The 22,114-nt window shown below is 60.4% G+C and carries 19 protein-coding genes; 11 read left to right on the top strand and 8 right to left on the bottom strand.

Going from position 1 to position 22,114, the window contains the following annotated elements:
- Positions 1 to 99: 99 nt before the first annotated feature.
- The 11 genes from tpa to U1A24_RS20665 all read left to right on the top strand — a co-directional run bounded on the left by tpa (position 100) and on the right by U1A24_RS20665 (position 15,299).
- Positions 100 to 1,482, top strand: a complete 1,383-nt coding sequence (tpa, locus tag U1A24_RS20715; RefSeq protein WP_322323883.1) for a hypotaurine--pyruvate aminotransferase Tpa — start codon at positions 100 to 102, stop codon at positions 1,480 to 1,482.
- Between the two features lie 245 nt (positions 1,483 to 1,727).
- Positions 1,728 to 3,188, top strand: a complete 1,461-nt coding sequence (locus U1A24_RS20710; protein WP_322323882.1) for a PLP-dependent aminotransferase family protein — start codon at positions 1,728 to 1,730, stop codon at positions 3,186 to 3,188.
- Between the two features lie 88 nt (positions 3,189 to 3,276).
- Complete coding sequence (locus tag U1A24_RS20705; protein WP_322323881.1) at positions 3,277 to 3,675, top strand: hypothetical protein; 399 nt, start codon at positions 3,277 to 3,279, stop codon at positions 3,673 to 3,675.
- Between the two features lie 180 nt (positions 3,676 to 3,855).
- Complete coding sequence (gene xsc, locus U1A24_RS20700) at positions 3,856 to 5,628, top strand: sulfoacetaldehyde acetyltransferase (RefSeq protein WP_322323880.1); 1,773 nt, start codon at positions 3,856 to 3,858, stop codon at positions 5,626 to 5,628.
- On the top strand, positions 5,625 to 6,371 hold the full coding sequence (locus U1A24_RS20695) for a sulfite exporter TauE/SafE family protein (RefSeq protein WP_322323879.1): 747 nt from the start codon (positions 5,625 to 5,627) through the stop codon (positions 6,369 to 6,371). Before xsc ends, U1A24_RS20695 begins: the two co-directional genes overlap by 4 nt.
- Before the next feature lies 1 nt (position 6,372).
- A complete protein-coding gene (locus U1A24_RS20690) occupies positions 6,373 to 7,443 on the top strand; it encodes an acetate kinase (RefSeq protein WP_322323878.1) in 1,071 nt (356 codons plus the stop codon).
- Between the two features lie 148 nt (positions 7,444 to 7,591).
- Entirely contained in the window at positions 7,592 to 10,375 is a 2,784-nt protein-coding gene (locus U1A24_RS20685; RefSeq protein WP_322323877.1) for a molybdopterin-dependent oxidoreductase, read from the top strand.
- Positions 10,372 to 11,109 carry a 4Fe-4S dicluster domain-containing protein gene (locus tag U1A24_RS20680; protein WP_322323876.1) on the top strand — a complete coding sequence of 246 codons (738 nt, stop codon included), beginning with the start codon at positions 10,372 to 10,374 and terminating at the stop codon, positions 11,107 to 11,109. Before U1A24_RS20685 ends, U1A24_RS20680 begins: the two co-directional genes overlap by 4 nt.
- Positions 11,109 to 11,978, top strand: coding sequence for a dimethyl sulfoxide reductase anchor subunit family protein (locus tag U1A24_RS20675; RefSeq protein ID WP_322323875.1), 870 nt, complete (start codon positions 11,109 to 11,111; stop codon positions 11,976 to 11,978). Before U1A24_RS20680 ends, U1A24_RS20675 begins: the two co-directional genes overlap by 1 nt.
- An 8-nt stretch (positions 11,979 to 11,986) precedes the next feature.
- On the top strand, positions 11,987 to 12,859 hold the full coding sequence (locus U1A24_RS20670) for a choline kinase family protein (RefSeq protein ID WP_322323874.1): 873 nt from the start codon (positions 11,987 to 11,989) through the stop codon (positions 12,857 to 12,859).
- Between the two features lie 7 nt (positions 12,860 to 12,866).
- Positions 12,867 to 15,299: an FAD-dependent oxidoreductase gene (locus tag U1A24_RS20665; protein ID WP_322323873.1), complete on the top strand. Its 2,433-nt coding sequence runs from the start codon at positions 12,867 to 12,869 to the stop codon at positions 15,297 to 15,299.
- A gap of 2 nt (positions 15,300 to 15,301) precedes the next feature.
- On the opposite strand, the gene U1A24_RS20660 is transcribed toward U1A24_RS20665, so the two are convergent.
- From U1A24_RS20660 to U1A24_RS20625, 8 genes are all read right to left on the bottom strand, one after another.
- Entirely contained in the window at positions 15,302 to 15,616 is a 315-nt protein-coding gene (locus U1A24_RS20660; protein WP_322323872.1) for an L-rhamnose mutarotase, read from the bottom strand.
- Between the two features lie 2 nt (positions 15,617 to 15,618).
- On the bottom strand, positions 15,619 to 16,428 hold the full coding sequence (locus U1A24_RS20655; RefSeq protein WP_322323871.1) for a sugar phosphate isomerase/epimerase: 810 nt from the start codon (positions 16,426 to 16,428) through the stop codon (positions 15,619 to 15,621).
- A 1-nt stretch (position 16,429) separates the two neighbouring features.
- A complete protein-coding gene (locus U1A24_RS20650) occupies positions 16,430 to 17,479 on the bottom strand; it encodes a Gfo/Idh/MocA family oxidoreductase (RefSeq protein WP_322323870.1) in 1,050 nt (349 codons plus the stop codon).
- A 1-nt stretch (position 17,480) separates the two neighbouring features.
- On the bottom strand, positions 17,481 to 18,197 hold the full coding sequence (locus U1A24_RS20645) for a FadR/GntR family transcriptional regulator (RefSeq protein WP_322323869.1): 717 nt from the start codon (positions 18,195 to 18,197) through the stop codon (positions 17,481 to 17,483).
- On the bottom strand, positions 18,194 to 19,153 hold the full coding sequence (locus U1A24_RS20640) for an ABC transporter permease (RefSeq protein WP_322323868.1): 960 nt from the start codon (positions 19,151 to 19,153) through the stop codon (positions 18,194 to 18,196). Before U1A24_RS20640 ends, U1A24_RS20645 begins: the two co-directional genes overlap by 4 nt.
- Positions 19,150 to 20,166 carry an ABC transporter permease gene (locus U1A24_RS20635; RefSeq protein WP_322323867.1) on the bottom strand — a complete coding sequence of 339 codons (1,017 nt, stop codon included), beginning with the start codon at positions 20,164 to 20,166 and terminating at the stop codon, positions 19,150 to 19,152. Before U1A24_RS20635 ends, U1A24_RS20640 begins: the two co-directional genes overlap by 4 nt.
- Positions 20,166 to 21,665 (bottom strand): sugar ABC transporter ATP-binding protein, encoded by a 1,500-nt coding sequence (locus U1A24_RS20630; protein WP_322323866.1) that lies wholly within the window; start codon positions 21,663 to 21,665, stop codon positions 20,166 to 20,168. The genes U1A24_RS20635 and U1A24_RS20630 overlap by 1 nt, the downstream gene beginning before the upstream one ends.
- A 56-nt stretch (positions 21,666 to 21,721) precedes the next feature.
- Positions 21,722 to 22,114 (bottom strand): substrate-binding domain-containing protein (locus U1A24_RS20625; RefSeq protein WP_416173512.1); only part of this gene is annotated, 393 nt, incomplete at its 5' end.

The following is a 22,114-nucleotide window of genomic DNA, read 5'->3' as shown; positions in this document are numbered from 1 at the left end:
TCGGCCCTTATCGTCTGGACATAAGAGGAAGCCGCAGTTTCCCGGATTATGACGAGAAATCAGGCCGCGCTGGGCGGTCCATCAATGTGAGGTTGCGCCATGGAAGGCTATACAAACGCCAATGACATTTCTGCGGTGGTCGCCGCCGACAAGGCGCATGTCTGGCACCATCTGAGCCAGCACAAGGGCTATGAGACGCCGGATGTCGACCCTCGGATTATTGTTGAGGGCAAGGGCCTGCGGGTGTGGGATGCGCGCGGCAAGGAATATATCGACGCGGTGTCGGGCGCAGTCTGGACGGTGAACGTCGGTTACGGCCGTGAAAGCATTGCCAATGCGGTGCGCGATACTTTGTTGAAAATGAACTATTTTGCTGGTGTGGGCGGGTCGATTCCGGGCGCGTTGTTTGCCGAGCGGCTGATCTCGAAAATGCCGGGAATGAGCCGGGTTTACTATTCGAACTCGGGGTCCGAGGCGAATGAGAAGGTCTACAAGATGGTGCGCCAGATCGCGCACAAGCATCACGGCGGCAAGAAATGGAAGATCCTGTATCGCGAGCGGGATTACCACGGCACCACGATTGGCACGCTGGCGACAAGCGGTCAGTTGGAGCGGGCTGCGCAGTATGGGCCGTACCCGGATGGCTTCGTGATGGTGCCGCACTGCCTTGAGTATCGCAAGCAGTGGGATGTCGAGAACTACGGTGAGCGCGCGGCGGATGCGATTGAGGAAGTCATTCTGCGTGAAGGCGCGGATACTATTGGGGCGCTGGTGCTGGAGCCAGTGACGGCGGGTGGTGGAGTTATTACGCCACCGACCGGGTATTGGGAGCGGGTTCAGGAAATCTGCAAGAAATACAACATCTTGCTGCACATTGATGAAGTGGTCTGCGGTGTGGGCCGCACCGGCACCTGGTTCGGCTATCAGCACTTCGGCATCAAGCCCGATTTCGTGACGATGGCGAAGGGTGTGGCCTCGGGCTATGCGGCGATTTCCTGCACGGTGACGACGGAAGCCGTGTTCGACATGTTCAAGGATGCCGGTGATCACATGTCGTATTTCCGCGATATCTCGACCTTTGGCGGCTGCACGGCGGGGCCTGCGGCGGCGCTGGAGAATATGCGGATCATCGAGGATGAGGGGCTGCTCGACAACACCCTGAAGATGGGCGCGCGGGTAATGGATAACCTCAACGCTTTGATGGAAAAGCACAAAGTCATCGGTGATGTGCGCGGCAAGGGGCTGTTCTGCGGCGCGGAACTGGTGGCGGATCGGGTCACCAAGGAACCGATGGATGAGAAAAAGGTCGCGGCAGTGGTCGCCGCGTGTAATGCGCAGGGCGTGATCATCGGCATGACCAACCGCTCGATCCCCGGTCTGAACAACACGCTCTGCCTTTCACCTGCGCTGATCGCCACACCGGATGATATCGACCAGATCACCGGGGCGATTGATAACGCGCTAACGACGGTGTTTGGCTAGGTCTTTCGGATTTATCTAAAATTTGCGCTTTCTGATTGACCCCGTGCCATGATTGGTGCGGGGCTTTTCTTTTGATCGTTCGAGTGTTGACGGCAAGAATTGAGTATTTGGAAAAGAGCAATTCCCTTGTAGTTGCTCTTTTTGAAATACTCCCGCCGGAGGCTTCCCCGGCTGGTCCAGATCACTTGACTTTGCCAGCTTGGCGCAGGCCTATAAGTCCAGTCATCCACCGCCATGAGGCCAGAATGTCGATCCCTGCCGAAGCCTTCGTGCTGCCGCCTGCTGCGCGCGGCACCTTGCAGCAACGTATCCGGCAGATGGTAACGGAAGGCGTGCTTTCGGGGCGGTTTCGCGCCGGGCAGAAGATGCCGTCGTCGCGGGGGCTGGCGGAGCATCTGGGGATTTCCCGGATCACGGTGACCTTATCTTATGCAGAACTGGTCAGTGCGGACTATCTGATGGCGCGGGGGCGGTCGGGGTATTTCATCTCGGAAAACGCGCCGCGCGCGCCGGAGTTGCAGGCGCGCGCGCCAAGGGCCGAGGGCGTGGATTTCGCGCGGCTGACGGGTCGGCGGTTTTCCGGGCTTGCGACGGTAAAGCGGCCGCTGGATTGGGAAAATTATCAGTTTCCGTTCATCTACGGGCAGGCGGATGCCAGTTTGTTTGATCATCAGAACTGGCGCTTGTGTGCTTTGCGGGCCTTGGGGCGGAAGGATTTTGCGGCGCTGACCTCTGACATGTATGACCGCGATGATCCGTTGTTGATCGAGCATTTGCTGCGTTCGATCCTGCCGCGCCGGGGGATTGCGGCGCGCGAGGATGAGGTGTTGCTGACCTTGGGCGCGCAGAATGCGCTGTGGATCACGGTGGCGACCTTGCTCGGGCCGGGGCGGCGGGCGGTGGTGGAGAATCCGGGATATTCCGGCCTGCGCGGGGTGTTGGAGCCTTCGGGGACCGAAGTGATTTCGGTCGACGTCGATGCCGATGGGCTACCGCCGGATCGGTTGCCGAAGGGCGTGGATGTGGTGTTCACCACCGCCTCGCATCAATGCCCGACCAATGCGACGATGCCACTTGAGCGGCGGCTGGCATTGTTGGAGGCGGCGTCGCGGGAGGATTTCGTGATTGTGGAGGATGATTACGAGTTCGAGATGTCTTTCCTGAAACCCGTCTCGCCCGCGCTGAAGTCTTTGGACAGCGAGGGGCGGGTGATTTATGCGGGGTCGTTTTCCAAGTCGGTGTTCCCGGGGATGCGGCTCGGCTATCTGGTGGGACCGGCGAGCTTTATCCGCGAGGCGCGGGCGCTGCGGTTGATGATGCTGCGGCATCCGCCGGGGCATATTCAGCGCACGGTGGCGTATTTTCTAAGCCTTGGGCATTACGATGCGCTGATCAATCGGATGCGGAACGCGTATCGCCGCAGGCGGCAGGTGATGGAGGAAGCCATTCGCGACAATGGCTTGGCGGTGGCGGGGCAGGGTGGTTTTGGCGGATCGAGTTTCTGGATGCGGGCACCTGCCGGAGTGGATACCGAAGTGTTGGCAGAGGGGCTGCGGGCGGAAGGCGTGTTGATCGAGCCGGGGCGGGCGTTTTTTGATCCCGCACAGGCGCCGCGGAATTTCTATCGGTTGGGGTATTCCTCGATCTCTCCGGCGAAAATCCCCGAGGGAATTGCGCGGATTGGGCGGGCGATCAGGGGGGCCTGACGATATAAGAGGGCTGGGGTAGGGATTTGGATAAAAGGGAACCATAAGCAAGCCGGGATCGTTGCCTCTTGAACTGAAGGAGGCTGATATGAACCGTTTTGCTTTGCTGATTTTGCCTGTCGCGCTGGCCGCTTGCATGCCCGAAGCCCCCGACACAGGATCGGACGGTGGTGTGGCAATCCCTGCGGCGATACAGGGGCGCTGGGGCCTTGCCGCAAATGAATGTACAGCAGATCCGTCAATTGCCAAAGGTCTGCTGACGATTGATGCGACCACGCTGAAGTTTTACGAGTCGCGTGGAACGTTGGTTGAGGTGAAAAGTGCGTCCGCCACTCGGCTGGAAGGCACGTTCGATTTCACCGGTGAGGGCCAGATATGGCAGTTGCAACAGACGCTGGATGTTCAGGACGGCGGAGCAGTTCTGATCCGACGTGAATACGGCCCGGATGCGGCACCAGGGGCGCTGCGATATGTGTCGTGCGGTTAAGACACTGGCATAGAGGGCGGCTGCGGTTCATCGCGGTCGCCTTCGCATTGGGTAAGGGCTCTCTGGGTTAGAGCGGGGTCGAGGGCTCTGGACTTATGGCGCGATGGGCTCTGGCCCTATGGGCTTTCCCGGTGCAGGATAGAAATGGCGCAACCATTTCTCGGCCTTAAGGATAACCCCATGCGGATGACCACGGAAGAAGCCTTCGTCAAAGTGCTGCAAATGCATGGCATTGAACATGCTTTTGGCATCATCGGCTCGGCATTCATGCCGATTTCCGATCTGTTTCCGCGTGCGGGGATTAGCTTCTGGGACTGCGCGCATGAAGGCTCGGGCGGGATGATGGCGGATGGCTACACGCGGGCCACCGGCAAGATGTCTATGATGATCGCGCAGAACGGGCCGGGGATCACCAACTTTGTGACGGCGGTGAAGACGGCCTATTGGAACCATACGCCGCTGTTGTTGGTCACGCCGCAGGCGGCGAACAAGACCATCGGCATGGGCGGGTTCCAAGAGGTGGAGCAGATGGCATTGTTCGCCGATATGGTGGCCTATCAGGAAGAAGTGCGTGACCCAAGCCGGGTCGCCGAGGTGCTGAACCGGGTGATCATCAATGCCAAGCGGGCCTCGGCCCCGGCGCAGATCAACATGCCGCGCGATTACTGGACGCAGGTGATCGACATTGATCTGCCGGCGATTGTGGAGTTTGAGCGGCCTTCGGGCGGCGAGGCGGCGATTGCGGCGGCGGCGGAGTTGCTGTCATCTGCGAAGTTTCCGGTGATCTTGAACGGGGCGGGCGTGGTGCTAGGCGGGGCCATTCCTGCGAGCATGGCTTTGGCCGAGCGGTTGGATGCGCCGGTTTGTGTGGGCTATCAGCACAACGATGCGTTTCCCGGTTCGCACCCGCTGTTTGCCGGGCCTTTGGGCTACAATGGCAGCAAGGCGGCAATGGAGTTGATTTCTCAGGCGGATGTGGTATTCTGTCTGGGTACCCGATTGAACCCGTTTTCAACGCTTCCCGGATACGCGCTGGACTATTGGCCTAAAGAGGCCAAAATCATCCAAGTCGATATTAACCCTGATCGGATCGGGTTAACGAAGAAGGTGACTGTTGGCATTGTCGGCGACTCCAAGAAGGTCGCCGAGGCGGTTTTGGCGCGGTTGGCCTCTACCGCTGGTGACCATGCGCGCAGCGAACGTAAAGCCAAGATCGCACAGACCAAATCGGCATGGGCGCAGGCTTTGTCCTCGATGGATCACGAAGACGATGACGCGGGCACCACATGGAACCAGCGGGCACGGGCGGCTAAGCCGGAGTGGATGAGCCCCCGGATGGCATGGCGGGCTATACAGGCGGCGCTGCCGAAAGAGGCGATTATTTCTTCTGACATCGGTAACAACTGCGCGATTGGCAATGCCTATCCGACGTTTGAGTCGGGGCGGAAATATCTCGCACCCGGTCTGTTTGGACCCTGCGGTTACGGTCTGCCTGCCGTGGTGGGCGCGAAAATCGGCTGCCCGGATGTGCCGGTGGTGGGGTTTTCGGGCGACGGTGCGTTTGGCATCGCGGTGACGGAATTGACCGCGATTGGCCGGGGGGAATGGCCTGCGATCACCCAGGTGGTGTTCCGCAATTACCAGTGGGGCGCGGAAAAGCGCAACTCGACGCTGTGGTATGATGATAACTTCGTTGGCACCGAGTTGGACACGCAGGTGTCTTATGCCGGGATTGCAAAGGCTTGCGGGCTGCAGGGCGTTGTGGCGCGGACGATGGACGAACTGACGGCGGCGTTGCGGCAGGCGATCCTTGATCAGGCGGCGGGCAAGACCACGCTGATCGAGGCGATGATCAATCAGGAGTTGGGCGAGCCGTTCCGCCGCGATGCGATGAAAAAACCAGTGGCGGTGGCGGGGATTTCTGCGGCTGATATGCGGCCGCAGCAGGTATGACGCTACCGTTTGATCTGGGTTTTGGCGCGGCGGCCTTCATGGCCGTCGCGATCCTGCTTTCCGCCTTTGTGCGGGGGTATTCGGGCTTTGGGTTTTCGGCGCTTGTGATCTCGGCGGCGGGGCTGGTGACCAATCCGCTGCATGCGGTGGCGGTGGTGGTGCTGTGCGAGGCGCTGATGTCGGTGCAGGCATGGCGCGGCATTGGCGCCTATATCGACTGGCGCAGAGTGTGGCTGCTGATGGCCGGGGCGGCGATTGGCATGCCGCTGGGGCTGTGGGCGCTGACCTCGATTTCCGAGGATGCGGCGCGGGCGGTGATCTCGGGCTATGTGCTGATCATGTGTCTGGTGCTGCTGGCGGGCTGGAAGCTGGGGCGCGAGGTGCGTGGGCAGGGCAACTTCTGGGCCGGTTTGGCCTCGGGTCTTGCCAATGCGCCGGGGATGGGCGGCCTGCCGGTGGTGGCGTTCTTTGCGGCGCAGACCATGCCTGCGAATGTCTTCCGGGCCACTTTGGTGGCATATTTCCCGCTGCTGGATATCTATGCCGCGCCGCTGTATTTCTACAGTGGTCTGGTCAGCTGGGATACGTTGTGGGCCAGCCTGATGGCGCTGCCGATGGTGTTCTTGGGAAATTGGCTGGGATCACGGCATTTTCTGAACACCGATCCACAGGATTTTCGCAAGTTTGCCATAGGGTTGCTGGCGCTGTTGTCGGTGCTGGGCCTGTTGAAATCGGTGCTGTAAAATGTTGCTGGTGGTCAATGCCGGGTCATCCTCGATCAAGCTGGCGGTGTTTGATGCAGGGTTGCGCGCGGTTCTGGCGGGATCTGTCACCGAGATTGGCGGGGCGGGGTGCTTGCGTCTTGGCGCGGTGGATCGCGATTGTGCAGCGGCGGATCATCGCGCGGCTTTGGCGCTGGCGTTTGAGGCGATGGCGGCGCAGGGAGTGGCGCTGGCGGATCTGACGGCGGCGGCGCATCGGGTGGTGCATGGCGGCGAGGCTTTGGTGCAGCCCGCGCGGGTGACGGCTGCGGTGATCGAAGGCATTGAGGCTTGCATGCCGCTGGCCCCGTTGCATAATCCGGGCAATCTGACGGCGATCCGGGCTTTGCAGGCCTTGGCCCCCGATCTGCCGCAGTTTGTCAGCTTTGACACGGCGTTTCACAGCACCAATCCCGAGGTGGCGGTCAGCTATGCTTTGCCGGTGGCGGAACGGATGCGCGGGCTGCGGCGCTATGGCTTTCATGGCATCAGTTATGGCAGTTTGGTGCAGCATTTGGCGGAGCGGGGCATGCTGCCCGAGCGGTTGCTGGCGCTGCATCTGGGCAATGGCGCGTCGCTGTGTGCGATCAAGGCGGGCGTGTCGGTGGCGACGACGATGGGCTATTCGCCGCTGGATGGCATCACGATGGGCACGCGCACCGGTGGCATTGATGGCAATGCCGTGCTGCGTTTGGCAGAACTGCATGGCATCGCGGGCGCGGGGCGGATTTTGAACCGGGAAAGCGGCTTGTTGGGCCTTGGCGGGCATAGTGACATGCGGGCCTTGCACGCGGCAGGGACGGCAGAGGCCGCGTTTGCGGTCGATCATTTCTGCTATTGGGCGGTGCGGCACGCAGGCAGCATGATCGCGGCGATGGGGGGCTTGGACGGTATCGCCTTCACTGGCGGCATTGGCGAGAACGACGCCGTGGTGCGCGGGCGGATTGTCGATGGCCTGGCTTGGGCCGGGGCGGTGCCGGTGCATATCGTGGCGGCCGAGGAAGAACGCTTTATCGCGGCGCAGGCTTTGGCGCTGCTGCGGGCGGGTGTCTAACCGCATGGGGACGTGGGTTTTTTCGGGTTTGCGAGGGTGGGGCGGAAGTTTTTCCGAGATTACGGCGAATGTCGCAACCCCGTGTCGTAATCAGGCTTGTTTGGCGAAAAACTTCCGTCCAGATTGACGGGAGACGTTTGGGGGGAAGATGACTGTTCAGCCGAAGATTGACACCTCGCCCCCGGTTTCGGACGAAATCCGCAAGACCACCTGCTATATGTGCGCCTGTCGCTGCGGCATCAACGTGCATCTGAAGGAGGGGCGCGTCAGCTATATCGAGGGCAACCGCGACCATCCTATCAACAAGGGCGTGCTGTGTGCCAAGGGCGCGTCGGGCATCATGCAGGTGACCGCACCGTCGCGGTTGCGGGCACCTTTGAAGCGGGTGGGGCCGCGCGGGTCCGGCGCGTTTGAAGAGATTTCCTGGGACGAGGCTTTGGCACTGGCGGTGTCGTGGATGAAGCCATTGCGCGAAACAGCACCTGAGAAGCTGGCGTTTTTCACTGGGCGGGATCAGTCGCAAAGCTTTACCGGCTGGTGGGCGCAGGCGTTTGGCACGCCGAATTATGCAGCCCACGGCGGGTTTTGCAGCGTCAACATGGCGGCGGGTGGGATTTACACCATAGGGGGCGCGTTTTGGGAGTTCGGTGCGCCGGATTGGGAGCGCACCAAGCTGTTCGTGCTGTTTGGCGTGGCGGAAGATCATGACAGCAATCCGATCAAAATCGGCTTGGGAAAACTGAAAGAACGCGGTGCGCGGGTGATCGGCGTGAACCCCATTCGCACCGGCTATAATGCGGTGGCGGATGATTGGCTGGGCATCACGCCGGGCACCGATGGGCTGCTGATCCTGTCGCTGATCCACTGTCTGCTGAAGGCGGGCAAGGTTGATCTGGAGTATCTGGCGCGGTTTACCAATGCGCCGTTGCTGGTGGTGGAGGATGGCCCCGAAAAAGGGCTGATCGCGAAGAACGCCGAAAGCCAACCCTTTGTGATTGATCGCAGAACCGGCGCGCCTGCACCTTGGGATGGCAAGGGCGTGCAGCCTGACTTGGGGGCCACCTATCAGGGCAACCGGACGGTATTTCAGCATATGGCCGAGAAGTATCTGGCCGATGACTATGCCCCGGAAGCGGTGGCTGCACGCTGCGGCATTGCGGCGGATCGTATCCGGGCACTGGCCGCAGAACTGGCGCATGTGGCGTTTGATCAGGCGATCGAAATCAACCAAAGTTGGACGGATTTCCGCGGCGATTTCCATGCGGCCATGCCGGGGCGGCCGGTTTCTTTCCACGCGATGCGCGGGATTTCGGCGCATTCCAACGGCTTTCAAACCGCCCGCGCGTTGCATCTGTTGCAGATCGTTCTGGGCACGGTCGAGGTGCCCGGTGGCTACCGTCTGAAGCCGCCCTATCCAAAACCGATGGAGGCGCATCCGACGCCGCATTTTGTCACAGCACCCGGTAAGCCGCTGTCTGGGCCGCATTTGGGCTATGTGCGTGGGCCGGAAAATCTGGCACTTAAGGAAGACGGCTCACCGGTGCGGATCGACAAGGCGTTTACCTGGGAGAACCCGTTTTCGGCGCATGGGCTGATGCATATGCTGATCCCGAACGCCCATGCGGGCGATCCTTACAGGATTGATACGCTGTTTTTGTATATGGCCAATATGGCGTGGAATTCGTCAATGAATTCCGCCAAGGTCATGGAAATGCTGACAGATAAGGCTCCGGATGGCGAGTATGTCATCCCCCGGATCATCTATTCCGACGCCTATGCCAGCGAAATGGTGGCCTATGCCGACCTGATCCTGCCCGACACCACCTATCTTGAACGGCACGATTGTATCAGCCTGCTGGATCGGCCGATTTCCGAACCGGATGCGGCGGGTGACAGCATCCGCTGGCCGGTGGTGGAGCCTGATCGCGATGTGCGGCCGTTCCAGTCGGTGCTGCTGGATCTTGGCGCGCGTCTGGGGCTTGCGCCGATGGTGAATGCGGATGGGACGCCGAAGTATAAGGATTATGCCGACTACATCGTGAACCATATCCGTCGCCCCGGTGTGGGGCCGTTGATCGGCTTTCGCGGCGATGGCACATTGGAAGGGCGCGGCGATGCCAACCCCGATCAGCTGGCGCGCTACATCGAAAATGGCGGGTTTTATCAAGCGCATGTGCCGGAGGAAGGTGCATTCTACAAGCCGTGGAACATGGCCTATCAGGATTGGGCGGTGAAAACCTCGTTCTACGAGTCCCCGCAGCCCTATCTGTTCTCGATCTGGTCAGAGCCGATGCGCAAATTCCAGATGGCAGCCGAAGGCTTGGGGCCGATCCAGCCGCCCGATCATCTGCGAGCGCGGCTGAAACAGGCGATGGACCCGCTGCCGATCTGGTATCCACCGTTCGGCGATCTGGAGGCGACCGGTTGGGGCTATCCGATCCACGCGATCACCCAGCGGCCGATGGATATGTACCATTCCTGGGGCAGTCAGAACGCGTGGTTGCGGCAGATCAGGGGCACGAATTTTCTTTATCTGCCGACGAAAATCTGGGCCGAACATGGGTTTAGCGAGGGCGACTATGCCCGTGTGATCTCACCCAACGGCGGCATCACCGTTCCCGTCGCGCATATGGCGGCGCTGAACGAGAACACAGTCTGGACGTGGAATGCGATTGGCAAACGCAAGGGGGCCTGGGCGTTGGACGATGGCGCGACCGAGGCGACAACGGGGTTCTTGCTCAATCCCCTGATTTCGGAACTGCTGCCCGACAAGGGCGACGGAGCGCGGCTGTCGAATTCTGATCCGATTACCGGGCAGGCGGCGTGGTTTGATCTGCGGGTGCGGATTGAGCGGGTGGGGGCAAAGACACAGTCTGAACCAAGTTTCGCGCCGATCCCGCGCGTGGTACCGCAAGGGAAGGATCGGGCATGACCTGTTTACCAGTATCGACCGAAAAGCGGCTGGGTCTGGCGATTGATCTGGACACCTGCGTTGGTTGTCAGGCTTGCGTGACGGCATGCAAGGGATGGAATGATCAGGGATATGGCATGCCCTTGTCGGATCAAAATCCTTATGGCGCAGAGCCTTCTGGGGTGTTCTTAAACCGCGTTCACAGTTATGCTGTACAACCTATTGAGGGTGCTGCACAAACTATCAACTTCCCGCGATCCTGCTTGCATTGCGAGGATGCGCCCTGCGTCACGGTTTGCCCAACTGGGGCCAGCTATAAGCGCAGCGAAGATGGTATCGTATTGGTAAACGAGGATGCCTGTATCGGTTGCGGTCTTTGCGCTTGGGCCTGCCCTTACGGTGCGCGGGAAATGGATGCGGCGGCGGGGGTGATGAAGAAATGCACGCTGTGTGTGGACCGGATTTACAACGAAAATCTGCCAGAAGAAGACCGCGAACCGGCCTGCGTGCGCGGTTGCCCGACGGGAGCGCGGCATTTTGGGGATTTTGCCGACCCCGATAGCAAGGTCAGCCGGCTGAGTGCGGAACGCGGCGGCTATGCGCTGATGCCCGATCTGGGGACAAAACCGGTTAACCGCTATCTGCCGCCGCGGAAGAAAGATGTGCGACAGGATGCCAGCGTTCTGGCGCCGTTGTTGGACATCAAGGCCAGCGGTTTTGCCGGATGGCTTGACCGCGTTCTGGGGAAGATCTGATGCATCCGGCACCTTCGGTCATACTGTTTTCGGTGCTATCGGGGGCGGGGTTTGGCCTGCTGTTCTACCTCGGCTTTGGCTTTGCGCATCCGTCCGGGATGCTGGCCTTTCTGTGGTGGGGCCTTGGCTATGGCCTTGCGGTGATTGGTCTTTTGGCCTCGACCTTCCACTTGGGCAACCCGCAAAGGGCATTGCTGGCATTCTCGCAATGGCGGACAAGCTGGCTGTCGCGCGAGGCGTGGACGTCGATTGCGGCACTGGTTTTGCTGGCGCCGATGGCGCTGTCAGATTGGTTGGGCTTGGGCCTGCCGCGCCCGTTCGGCTGGCTGGGAGGTGCTTTGGCGCTGGCCACGGTGTTCACCACCTCGATGATTTACACCCAGATCAAAGCGGTGCCGCGCTGGCATCATTGGTTAACGCCGGTGATGTTTTTAACCTTTGCACTGGCGGGGGGCGCGGTTCTGGCGGGGCAGAGTTTTGCTGCGGTATTGCTGGCGGCCTTGGTCGTGGTGTTGCTGGCGATCTGGCAGGTTGGTGACGGCCAGTTTGCGCGCAAGGCGCAGACTTTGGGCACGGCAACGGGGCTTGACCGGATCGGTGAGGTGACGGTGTTTGAACAGGCGCATACGGCGGGGAATTACCTGTTGCGCGAGATGATTTTCGTGGTCGGGCGCAAACATGCGCAAAAGCTGCGGGCAATTGCGCTGGCCACCGCTGCCGTGATTCCAGCGGTTGTGCTGGCGGTTTCGGGTGAGGTTTGGGCTTTTACGCTGGCCGCAGTTTGCCATCTGATCGGGGCTTTGGCCGCGCGCTGGTTATTCTTTGCAGAGGCCGAGCATGTGGTAGGGTTGTTCTACGGCAAACGCTAGGAGGGGCGATGACTCCGCTGGAAAGGGTGCAAAATCTGCCGATCTGGCAGGGTGCTGTGCGGGTGGAGCCTTTGGGCGGTGGCATCACCAATGTGAATTTTGTTGCAGAAGATGATGCACAACGCGTGGTGGTGCGGATTGGCGATGACATTCCGCTGCACCAGATCTTGCGGTTCAATGAATTGTCAGCCAGCCGCGCGGCCCATGCGGCCGGGGTGTCGCCGCCGGTGATTTACCATCAGCCGGGGGCCTTGGTGATCGGTCATATTCAGGGCCGCACGATGACGCCTGCGGATTTCGCCGATGATGCAGTGTTGGATCAGGCGCTGGATCTGGTGGCGCGGGCGCATCGCGATATTCCGCAATATTTGCGTGGCCCGACGCTGGTGTTCTGGGTGTTTCATGTGCTGCGCGATTATGCCGGGACGCTGCGGGATGCGGGGTCGGGATATGCCTCGGCGCTACCGGAACTGCTGGGGCAGGCGGCGCGGTTAGAGGCGGCTGTGGGCCAGATTGATCTGGTGTTTGGCCATAACGACCTGCTTCCGGCGAATTTTCTGCATGACGGCAATCGGATGTGGTTGATCGACTGGGATTACGCCGGGTTCAACTCGCCGCTGTTTGATCTGGGCGGGTTGGCGGCAAACAACGGGCTGACTGAGGCACAAGAGGCGCGGATGTTGGGAGCCTATTTTGATCGGGTGCCAGATGACGATTTATGGCGCAAATACAAGGCTATGAAGGCGGCAGCAGCACTGCGCGAGACGCTGTGGAGCATGGTATCAGAGATCTATTCCGAGATTGATTTCGACTATGCGGCTTATACGTCGCAAAATCTTTCCACCTATCGGGCGGCCTTTGCCGCCTTTGAAAACACCTGAGGATAACATGGTTGACCTACCCACGACCGCGCGCGCTGTCATCATTGGCGGCGGGATTATTGGCTGTTCGACCGCCTATCACATGGGGAAATTGGGCTGGACCGACACGGTTTTGCTGGAGCGGAAAAAGCTGACCTCGGGCACGACGTTTCACGCAGCAGGCTTGGTAGGGCAACTCCGAACCTCGGCTAACATCACGCAATTGCTGGGGTATTCGGTAGAATTGTACAAACGTCTGGAAGCGGAAACAGGCTTGCAGACCGGCTGGAAGATGAACGGCGGGCTGCGGTTGGCTTGTAACGAGGCGCGCTGGACCGAGGTAAAACGGCAGGCGACGACGGCGAAGTCTTTCGGACTTGAGATGCACCTACTGACGCCGCAAGAGGCGCAGGATTTGTGGCCGTTAATGACGATTGATGATCTGATAGGGGCGGCTTATCTGCCGACTGACGGGCAAGCAAACCCTTCGGACATCACCCAAAGCCTCGCCAAAGGCGCGCGAATGGCGGGGGTAAAGATTTTTGAGGACACCCCGGTGACGCGAGTGATCGTGGAAGATGGTCGCATTCGCGGGGTGGAAACGCCGTTCGGGGTGATCGAATGCGAGAAGGTGATCTGCTGCGCGGGGCAGTGGACGCGGGTGCTGGCGGGATCGGTGGGCGTCAACGTGCCGCTCGTTTCGGTCGAGCACCAGTATATGATTACCGAGCGTATTGAAGGGGTTACGCCGGGCCTGCCGACCTTGCGTGACCCGGATCGACTGACCTATTGGAAGGAAGATGTTGGCGGTCTGGTCTGGGGCGGCTACGAGCCAAACCCGAAGCCCTGGGCGGTCAAAGGCATCCCCGAAGGCTTTCATTTCGATTTGCTGACCTCGGATTTCGATCACTACAGCCAGTTCATGGAGGATGCGATTGCGCGGGTGCCTGCGCTGGCGACGGCGGGCGTTAAGCAACTTTTGAATGGGCCGGAAAGCTTCACGCCGGATGGGAATTTCATCTTGGGCGAAGCGCCGGAGTTGCGGAATTTCTATGTGGGGGCGGGGTTTAACGCGTTTGGCATCGCCTCGGGCGGTGGCGCGGGCATGGCTTTGGCGGAATGGGTTGCGAAGGGCGAGGCGCCGTATGATCTGTGGCCGGTGGATATTCGACGCTTTGGAAAGGTGCATCAATCGACCGATTGGGTGCGGACGCGGACGCTGGAGGCTTATGGTAAACACTACACCATTGCTTGGCCGTCTGAGGAAATGCAGTCCGCGCGGCCGACTCGGCGCTCGGCTTTGTATGGGCATTTGCAGGCGGCGGGTGCGTGTTTTGGTGAAAAACTGGGGTGGGAGCGGCCGAACTGGTTCGCTGATCTGTCAGTTGGGGAAAAGGCGGTCGATGTCTACTCATACCAGCGCCCCGGCTGGTGGGATCAGGTGCGGCGGGAGCATTTGGCCTGTCGGGAAGGGGCTGTGCTGATTGATCAATCGTCGTTCGCGAAGTTTGTGCTGAAAGGGCCGGATGCCGCCAAGGCGTTGAATTATATCGCAGCGGGGAATGTGGATCGGGCGGTGGGCAGCTTGACCTACACGCAGATGCTGAACGCGCGGGGGGGCATTGAGGCGGACCTGACCGTGGCGCGCACGGCTTGGGATGAGTTTTACATCGTCACCGGGACGGGCTTTGCGACGCATGATTTCGACTGGATATCGCGGAACGTGACTGGAAATTGTCAGTTGGTTGATGTGACCTCAGGCTCGGCGGTGTTGTCGCTGATGGGGCCGGAGGCGCGCAACGTTCTGGCGCTGGTTTGCCCAGATGATTTGTCGAATGAGGGGTTCAAGTTCGGTACGGCGCGGCGGATTTCAGTGGCGGGCTGCTCGGTTTTGGCGCTTCGGGTGACCTATGTCGGCGAGCTCGGTTGGGAATTGCATATGCCGACCGATGTAGCGGTGACGGTGTATGAGGCTCTGATGGAGGGGGGCGGCGTGGTGAACGCGGGGTATCGCGCGATTGAGACGTTGCGGCTGGAGAAGGGTTATCGGGCTTGGGGCGCGGATATCGGGCCGGATCATACGCCAGTGGAGGCGGGTCTGACATGGGCCTGCAAGATGAAATCGGGGGTGGATTTTCTGGGCCGGGCAGCGCTGGCAGCGCAGCTTTCTGGCGGCGTGAAGAAGCGGCTGGCGGCGTTTACGGTGGATGATCCCTCGGTAATTTTGCTTGGTCGGGAAACGATCTACCGCAATGGCGAGCGGGTGGGTTGGCTGTCTTCGGGTGGGTTCGGCCACACGATCAACAAGCCGATTGGCTATGGCTATGTGCGCCGCGAGGGGGTGGACGAGGCGTTCATGACCTCTGGCAGCTACGAGCTGGAGGTGGCTTCTGAACGGGTGGCGGCTAGGCTGCATCTGGGGGCGCTCTATGATCCGACAGGCGCGCGGATCAAGGCGTAAGGCTATGCCATGTAAAACTGTTTCGGCAGCAAATACGGGTAGTTGGTGGTGGGGTCGATCTCGATCTTCATGATTGGCGCCATCCACTCTCCCCAGCGTTTATCCACTTCGGATGTGCGCAGATAGGCCTTGGTGGCCTCTAGATCATCGGTCTCGAAGAAGCCGAACAGGGTCAAGCCGTGGCGGAAGATGTTGTAGTTACGGATACCGGCGGCGCGCAGAGTTTCCAGCATTTCCGGCCAGATTTCGTCATGGCGTTTGAGGTATTCAACCTCGTATCCGGGGCGGACTTCCAGCATCCAAGCATATCCGGGCATCGTTAACCTTTCCAGTTTTGGAAACAATCGCGCATCAGGATGGTTTCCGTCAGCACGTCGTCGGTGAGGGTGTTCATATAGTCCTGATGCACGGCTTCCAGCGACAGATGGCCCTTGTAGCCCGCGTCGCGCAGGGTGGCGAACATGGCGGGAAAATTGAGCGTGCCTTGGGCGAACTTGGCTTGCAAATGGCCCATCTTAGCTTGGCGCAGATGGACATGGGTGGCGTGTTGGGCGAGCGGGTCGATCTCGTCCTGTCGGTAGCCGAGGCAGGTGAAGTGGCTGTAATCCAACGCCAATCCGACGCCGGTCTGGTCGATCAGCCGCTGGGTCAGGGCGGGGCTTTCGGCCCAGCTTTGCACATGCGGCTCAACGCAGAGTTTGGCTTTGTGGTGCGAGGCGACCTCCAGCAGGGCTTTGATCGATTCGGCGGCTTGGGCAGCTGCCTGATCGCGGGACTGGCCGGGGTTGATGATGCCGGGAAGGATGAAAACCGAGCCGATGTTGGCAGCGTCGGCGAAGGTCAGGACGGCTTCGATGTCTTTGATGTTTTGGGATATTGTGTCGGGCAGCGCGAGGTTTTGACCGCTGAGACCTTCGCCAAGCAGATGGTAGTAATTTGGAATGGTGACGCCGAGGCTGCGAAGGGGCTCTGCCGCAGCTTTCGGATCAGCGAGAATTTCCGATTTGTTAAGACCTGAGCGGTAAAACAAACCGACATCTAGCGCGCTGATGCCCAAAGCGCGGCTGATGGCGGCGCATTCTTGCAAACTACAGGCGGGGAAAGACCATGACGTAAGCGACAATTTCATCTTAGCCCTCAATCTGCACGGCTTGGCCTGCGGCGGCGGAGGCATACATCGCAGCAATGGCTTCGGTCACGCGGGCACCATTTTCGCCGTTTGCGGGGTTGCCGACAGGCTTTCCGGCGCAGAGAGCGGCGAAATGCGTCACGGGAAGGGTGCCGTCGTAGTCAGCCTCGCCTGGAGCCATTGCGTAGGTCTCGTTGCTGCCGTCGAGCCGCGACAGTTCAAGCCGGGCGCGGCCCGCTTCGCAATCAAACCAGATCACGCCTTCGGTGCCGTAGAGGCGGATATCGGTGTGCATGCCGCGTTGTTTTGGCACGGTGGAGGAGCCGGAAAGCGCCACGGTCGCGCCATTGGTGCAGCGGCCTACGGCGGCATCGTAATAATCGACGCCGGTTTTGGATTTGCCATCAAGGCAGTAGATTTGCTGGAATTTCACATCGGCGACATGGCAAAGCCAAGCCAGCGAATGGCTCATCTGGCCCCAAGCATAGCCGCCGGCTTTTGCCGGATCAGACCAAGTCGAGGCCGGGGGGCGGAACAGGTGGTTGGCGGTTTCTAACATCGGCTCGCCCGCCATCAGATCATCCAGCGCGCTGCCCATCTGGCAGACGGCGTGGCGGATCTGGCCGATTTGACCCTGCGCGACCCATGCGGCGGCTTGCGCGGTGAAACGGGTGTAGTTGAGGCCGGTCGAGATCAGCACCTCACGACCGGCTGCAATGCCTGCGGCCGCGATGGCGCGACCATCGGCGGCATTGGTCGCCATCGGCTTTTCGACCAGCACATGTGCACCGGCTTGCAGGGCGGCAATGGCGGGGCGGGTGTGGGCGACGTGGGGCGTGGAGATGATCACACCATCCAGCGCCTCGGCCTTGATCATTTCGGTCACATCGCTGTAGCGGGCAGTGATGCCGAATTGATCGCCGACTTGCGTGAGGCGTTCAGGATCAAGATCACAGATCGCGATTTTATCAACATCGCCCGAGGCTTGCAGGGCGGGGATATGATTGAAACAGGCCCACCAGCCGATACCAACGACTCCGATTCTGGCCATGTTAATCTTCCTGTGCAACGGTGGATTGGTAGACGTTCTGCATATGCGCCTCGGCTGCTGCTGCTGCTGCTGCCGGGTCACGGGCTTTCAGGGCATCGAGCAGGCGGCGGTGGTCGTGTAGCGATTGATCGAGCACGCCGGGGCGTTCCGAGGCACGTTTGCGGAATTCGAGACCGATGACGTTCAGGGTTTCGCCGATGCGTTTCAGGAAGGCATTGCCGGAACCGATCCAGATGATTTCATGAAATTCGAAATCTGATTTGCGGAAGGCAATCGCGTCGCCAATGGTATCATGCTGGGCTGCCAGCACGGCCTCAAGCCGTTGCAGATCGGCGTCGGTGATGTTGACGGCGGCGCGGCGAGCGACATCGGATTCGATCAGGGATCGGGCGTCATAAAGCTCGCGAATGTTCATCTGTTCGAGCGAGAGGTAGAACTGGATCGGGCCGAGCAGGGCATCGGGGCCGAGATCAGAGATGTAAGCGCCGCCACCTTGGCGGGATTTCACCACGCCAAGCACCGCCAGCCCGCGCATTGCTTCGCGCACCGAGGGGCGCGAGACATCTAGCGACAGCGCTAGATCGCGTTCGGGCGGCAGGGCATCGCCCGCCTTCAGAACCCCCGATTTCACCATGTCGAGAATACGGCGGACCACCATTTCAGCGACGGACTCGCGCTGGATCGGGGTTTCGAATTCGATGCGGATCGGATCGGTCATGCTGTCGCCTCGGGCTTGGAGGACCTAGGGATAGGGAGTTTGATGCGCGGGATCACCACGGATGCGATGAGCAATAGGCCAATCACGCCGGTTTGGATATGGCCGGTGATGCTGAGTAGCGCCATGCCGTTGCGCAGGTTCAGCACGATCAGGATCGACAGCAGGGTGCCGACGAGGCTGCCTTTGCCGCCGAAAATGCTGACGCCGCCCAAGAGGACGATGGTGATGACGTCGAGTTCAAAGCCGGAAGCCACATCGCCGCGCACCGCGCCGACGCGCGCGGCGTATAGTAGGCCCGCGAAGGCGGCGGCGAGGCCCGACATGGTGAAGATGATGATCTTGTGGCGGGCGGTGTCGATGCCTGCAAAGTCGGCGACGTCGCGGTTCGAGCCAATCACATAGGTTTTGCGGCCAAAGCCTGAGCGTTCGAGCAAGATGTAGAGCAAGACGAACAGCACCACAAAGGCGATCAGTGCGAAGGGGACGGGGCCAATGAGGCCCTTTTGTCCGAGGGCTGCGAACCAATCGGGGAAGCCGCCGATACCGCGATCTTCCAGCATGACGCGAGCGAGGCCGCGAAAGCCGATCAGCGTGGCGAGAGTGACGACGAGGCTGGGCAGGCCAAGCCGGGCGGTGAACCAGCCGTTGAACAGACCGCCGGCGATGCCGATGCAGAGGCAGATCAGGATCACGAGGGGGGCGGGGAGGCCCATCTGGTGGAGGTAGCCGAAGGTGCAGGCGGAAAGGCCCATCATCGAGCCGACAGAGAGGTCAATTTCGGCATTGATGATCACGAAGGTCATCACGAGGGCGAGGATGATCTTTTCAATCGACAGTTGGAACAGGTTGATCTGGTTGGAGACTCCCAGAAAATCTGGCGCTGCGATGGCGTTGAAGGTGAAGATCACCACGAGGCAGGCGAACAGGAAGCCTTCCCAGCTGAACAGACGGCTCATTTCGCGGCCTCCTTCGATTTTTTAGCGCGCAGTTTGGTAAGGCGGCGCGACAGGATGGTATCGGTGGCGACGGCGAGCAGGATCAGTGCGCCGAGCACAGCCTCGCGCCAGAATTCGGAGACGACGGCCCAGCGGACAAGGCTGGTTTCGAGCAGGTCCACGAGGATCGCGCCGAGAAAGGCACCGATCACCGAGCCGGAACCGCCGAAGATATTGACGCCGCCAACCACGGCCGAGGCGACGGATTTCAGCTCGAACCCCAGCCCCGCGACGACGGTGATGTTGCCGAAGCGGGCGAGGAACATGAAGCCTGCAAGGCCTGCCATCAGGCCCGAGAGGGCGAAAGCTGCGAACACCACGCGCTTGGCGTCGATGCCTGCCATGTCGGCGGCCTCGGGGTTGGAGCCGACTGCGAACAAGGCCCGGGCGGGGCGCAGGCGGGTGAGGCAGAGGTGGACGAGGATCACCACAACAAGGCTGGCGGTAAAGCCCGCGCGGAATTCCAGCGTGCCGATCGAGAACACCGGCAGGTTGGGGAAATCGGTCAGCCAAGTGGGCAGGCTGTCGGACGTGATGGATTTGGCGTTGGAATATTCGACAAGGAAGGAGCGGAACAGCGCCATGGTGGCGAGGGTGACGATGATCGAGGGCACGCGGGCGTAGGCCACAAGCAGGCCGTTGACGATGCCAAAACTGGTGCCGACGAGGGCGGAGTAGAGCAGCAAAAGCAAGGGGTTGAGGTCAGGGTGGTTGGTGATGATCGAGCCCGTGGCGAAGGCGGAAAAGCCGACGATAGAGCCTACCGACAAATCAATATTGCGGGTCAGGATCACCAAAGTTTGCCCGGTGGCGATCAGCGCCATGATCGCGACTGACGAGGAAATCCGGTTGAACAGGCGGCCGTTCAGGTAGCCTTCGATCTGGGAGGCGAAGAACAGGATGACGATGGCAAGCACGGCCAGCAGGGCGAGGATGCGTAAAGCGGCGGGGGAGAGGCGGGAAAGCAGGGACATCAGGCGGCGTCCTTTTGTCCGGTGGCAAGCGCCATGATGGATTCTTGGCTGGCATCGGCGTGGTCAAGAATCGCCATCTGGCGGCCTTCGCGCATCACCAGAATACGGTCGCCTAGCGCCAGAACTTCGGGCAGATCTGACGAGATCACCAAAGCGGTGCCGCCTGCTGCGGTGAAAGCGCGGATCAGGGCGTGCACCTCGGCCTTGGCGCCGACGTCGATGCCGCGGGTGGGTTCATCGACGATCAGCAGGTCGGGCGCCATGTTGAGCCATTTCGCCAGCATGACCTTTTGCTGATTGCCGCCTGACAGGTTGCCGACTGCTATATCAGTGTTCGGCGTGCGGATGTTCAACTTTTTCTTGTAATCCCAAGCGGTTGCGATTTCGGCATGGGTGTTGATCAGGCCCAGGGGCGTGAGATATTTCTGCAAGGTCGCAAGGCTGATATTCCAGCGGATCGGCAGCGCCATCGCAAGGCCCAGTTTGCGGCGGTCTTCCGAGACATAGGCGATGCCAGCGTCAATCGCTTGGCGCGACGAGGTCACTTTCAGGGGCTGGCCCTTGTAAGTCACGCTACCCGCACTGGTTTTCAGCATACCGAACAGCGCCAAAGCCACATCGGTGCGGCGCGCGCCGATCAGGCCGGCCATCGCGAGAATTTCACCGCCTTTGATGTCGAAAGAGATATTTTCAAACACCCCATCAACGCTAAGGCCCTGCACGGACAGCAGAGTTTCCGAGGTGGCGGTGGAGGGCATCTTGGTGAAATAGTTGCCCACTTCACGACCGACCATCTCGGCGATCAGGGTTTGCGGATCGGTGTCGGTGATCAATTTGGTGGAAATATGCTTGCCATCGCGGATCACCGAAACCCGGTTGGCGAGCTGAAACACCTCTTCCAGACGGTGCGAGATATAGACCACCGAGACGCCGTCATCCGCCAAGGCGCGGGCGATGCGGCGGAGTTCGGTTGCCTCATGCGCGGACAGGCTGGCGGTGGGTTCGTCCATGATCAGTACGCGGACGTCTTGGGAAAGCGCGCGGGCAATTTCGACGGCCTGCTGCTCGGCGAGCGAAAGGCCAGAGGCGATGCGGTCCACATCCAGCGTCATGCCGATGCGGGTGATTAACTCTTTCGCGGCGCGGCGCATGGCGGGTCGGTTGAGGAACAGGCCGGAAGTGGCTGAAATAAAGATGTTTTCGGTGACATCCAGATCGGGAAACACCATCGGTTCCTGGTAAATCGCCGCAATCCCGCGCAGACGGGCGGCTTTCGAGCCGTTCAGCACAACGGGCACGCCATCAACCTCCAGAACGCCAGACGAGGGTTGGTGAATCCCGGTCATGATCTTGATCATGGTGGATTTGCCCGCACCATTTTCGCCGACAATGGCGTGCACTTCGCCAGGAAACAGATCCAGCGTCATGTCGGTCAAGGCGGCTGTCATCCCGAAGTTTTTCGAGACTCCGCGCAGGGCAAGCGTGGGGGCTAAGGTCATAGGTCAATCCGTCGAGAGGAGCGCGGCCGGAATGATCCCGACCGCGCGAAAAAGCCTTACTTTGCAGCGGCTTCGACGTTGTCTTTGTTGTAGACGGTGAATGGCCCCATCAGGATGCGCTTGGCGCCTTCACGGCCCGGATCGGCCTCAATCGCGTAATCACCCATCCGACCAGCGGTGAAGGTTTCGCCGATTTCACCCTTCAGCTGACCCGTCGCGAGGCCATAGGCGGTGAAATAGGTCAGATACCCTAGGTCGCGGAAGTCCCACAGCGCGAATTCTGGCGCGCAACCGTTCATCGTGTAGCTGACCATTTCCGACGGCAGACCAAGGCCTGAGACTTTGACTTTGTCGCACAAGCCTTCGTCCTGCATGGCTTTTGCGGACGCTTGGATACCAACGGTGGTTGGCGACATGATCAGGCCAAGGTCGGGGTGCTTGTCGACCAA

Source organism: Cypionkella sp. (assembly GCF_034376685.1).
Lineage (GTDB): Bacteria > Pseudomonadota > Alphaproteobacteria > Rhodobacterales > Rhodobacteraceae > Cypionkella.
Note: the sequence above shows the minus strand (reverse complement) of the source record. Positions and strands in the feature narration are given on the sequence as shown.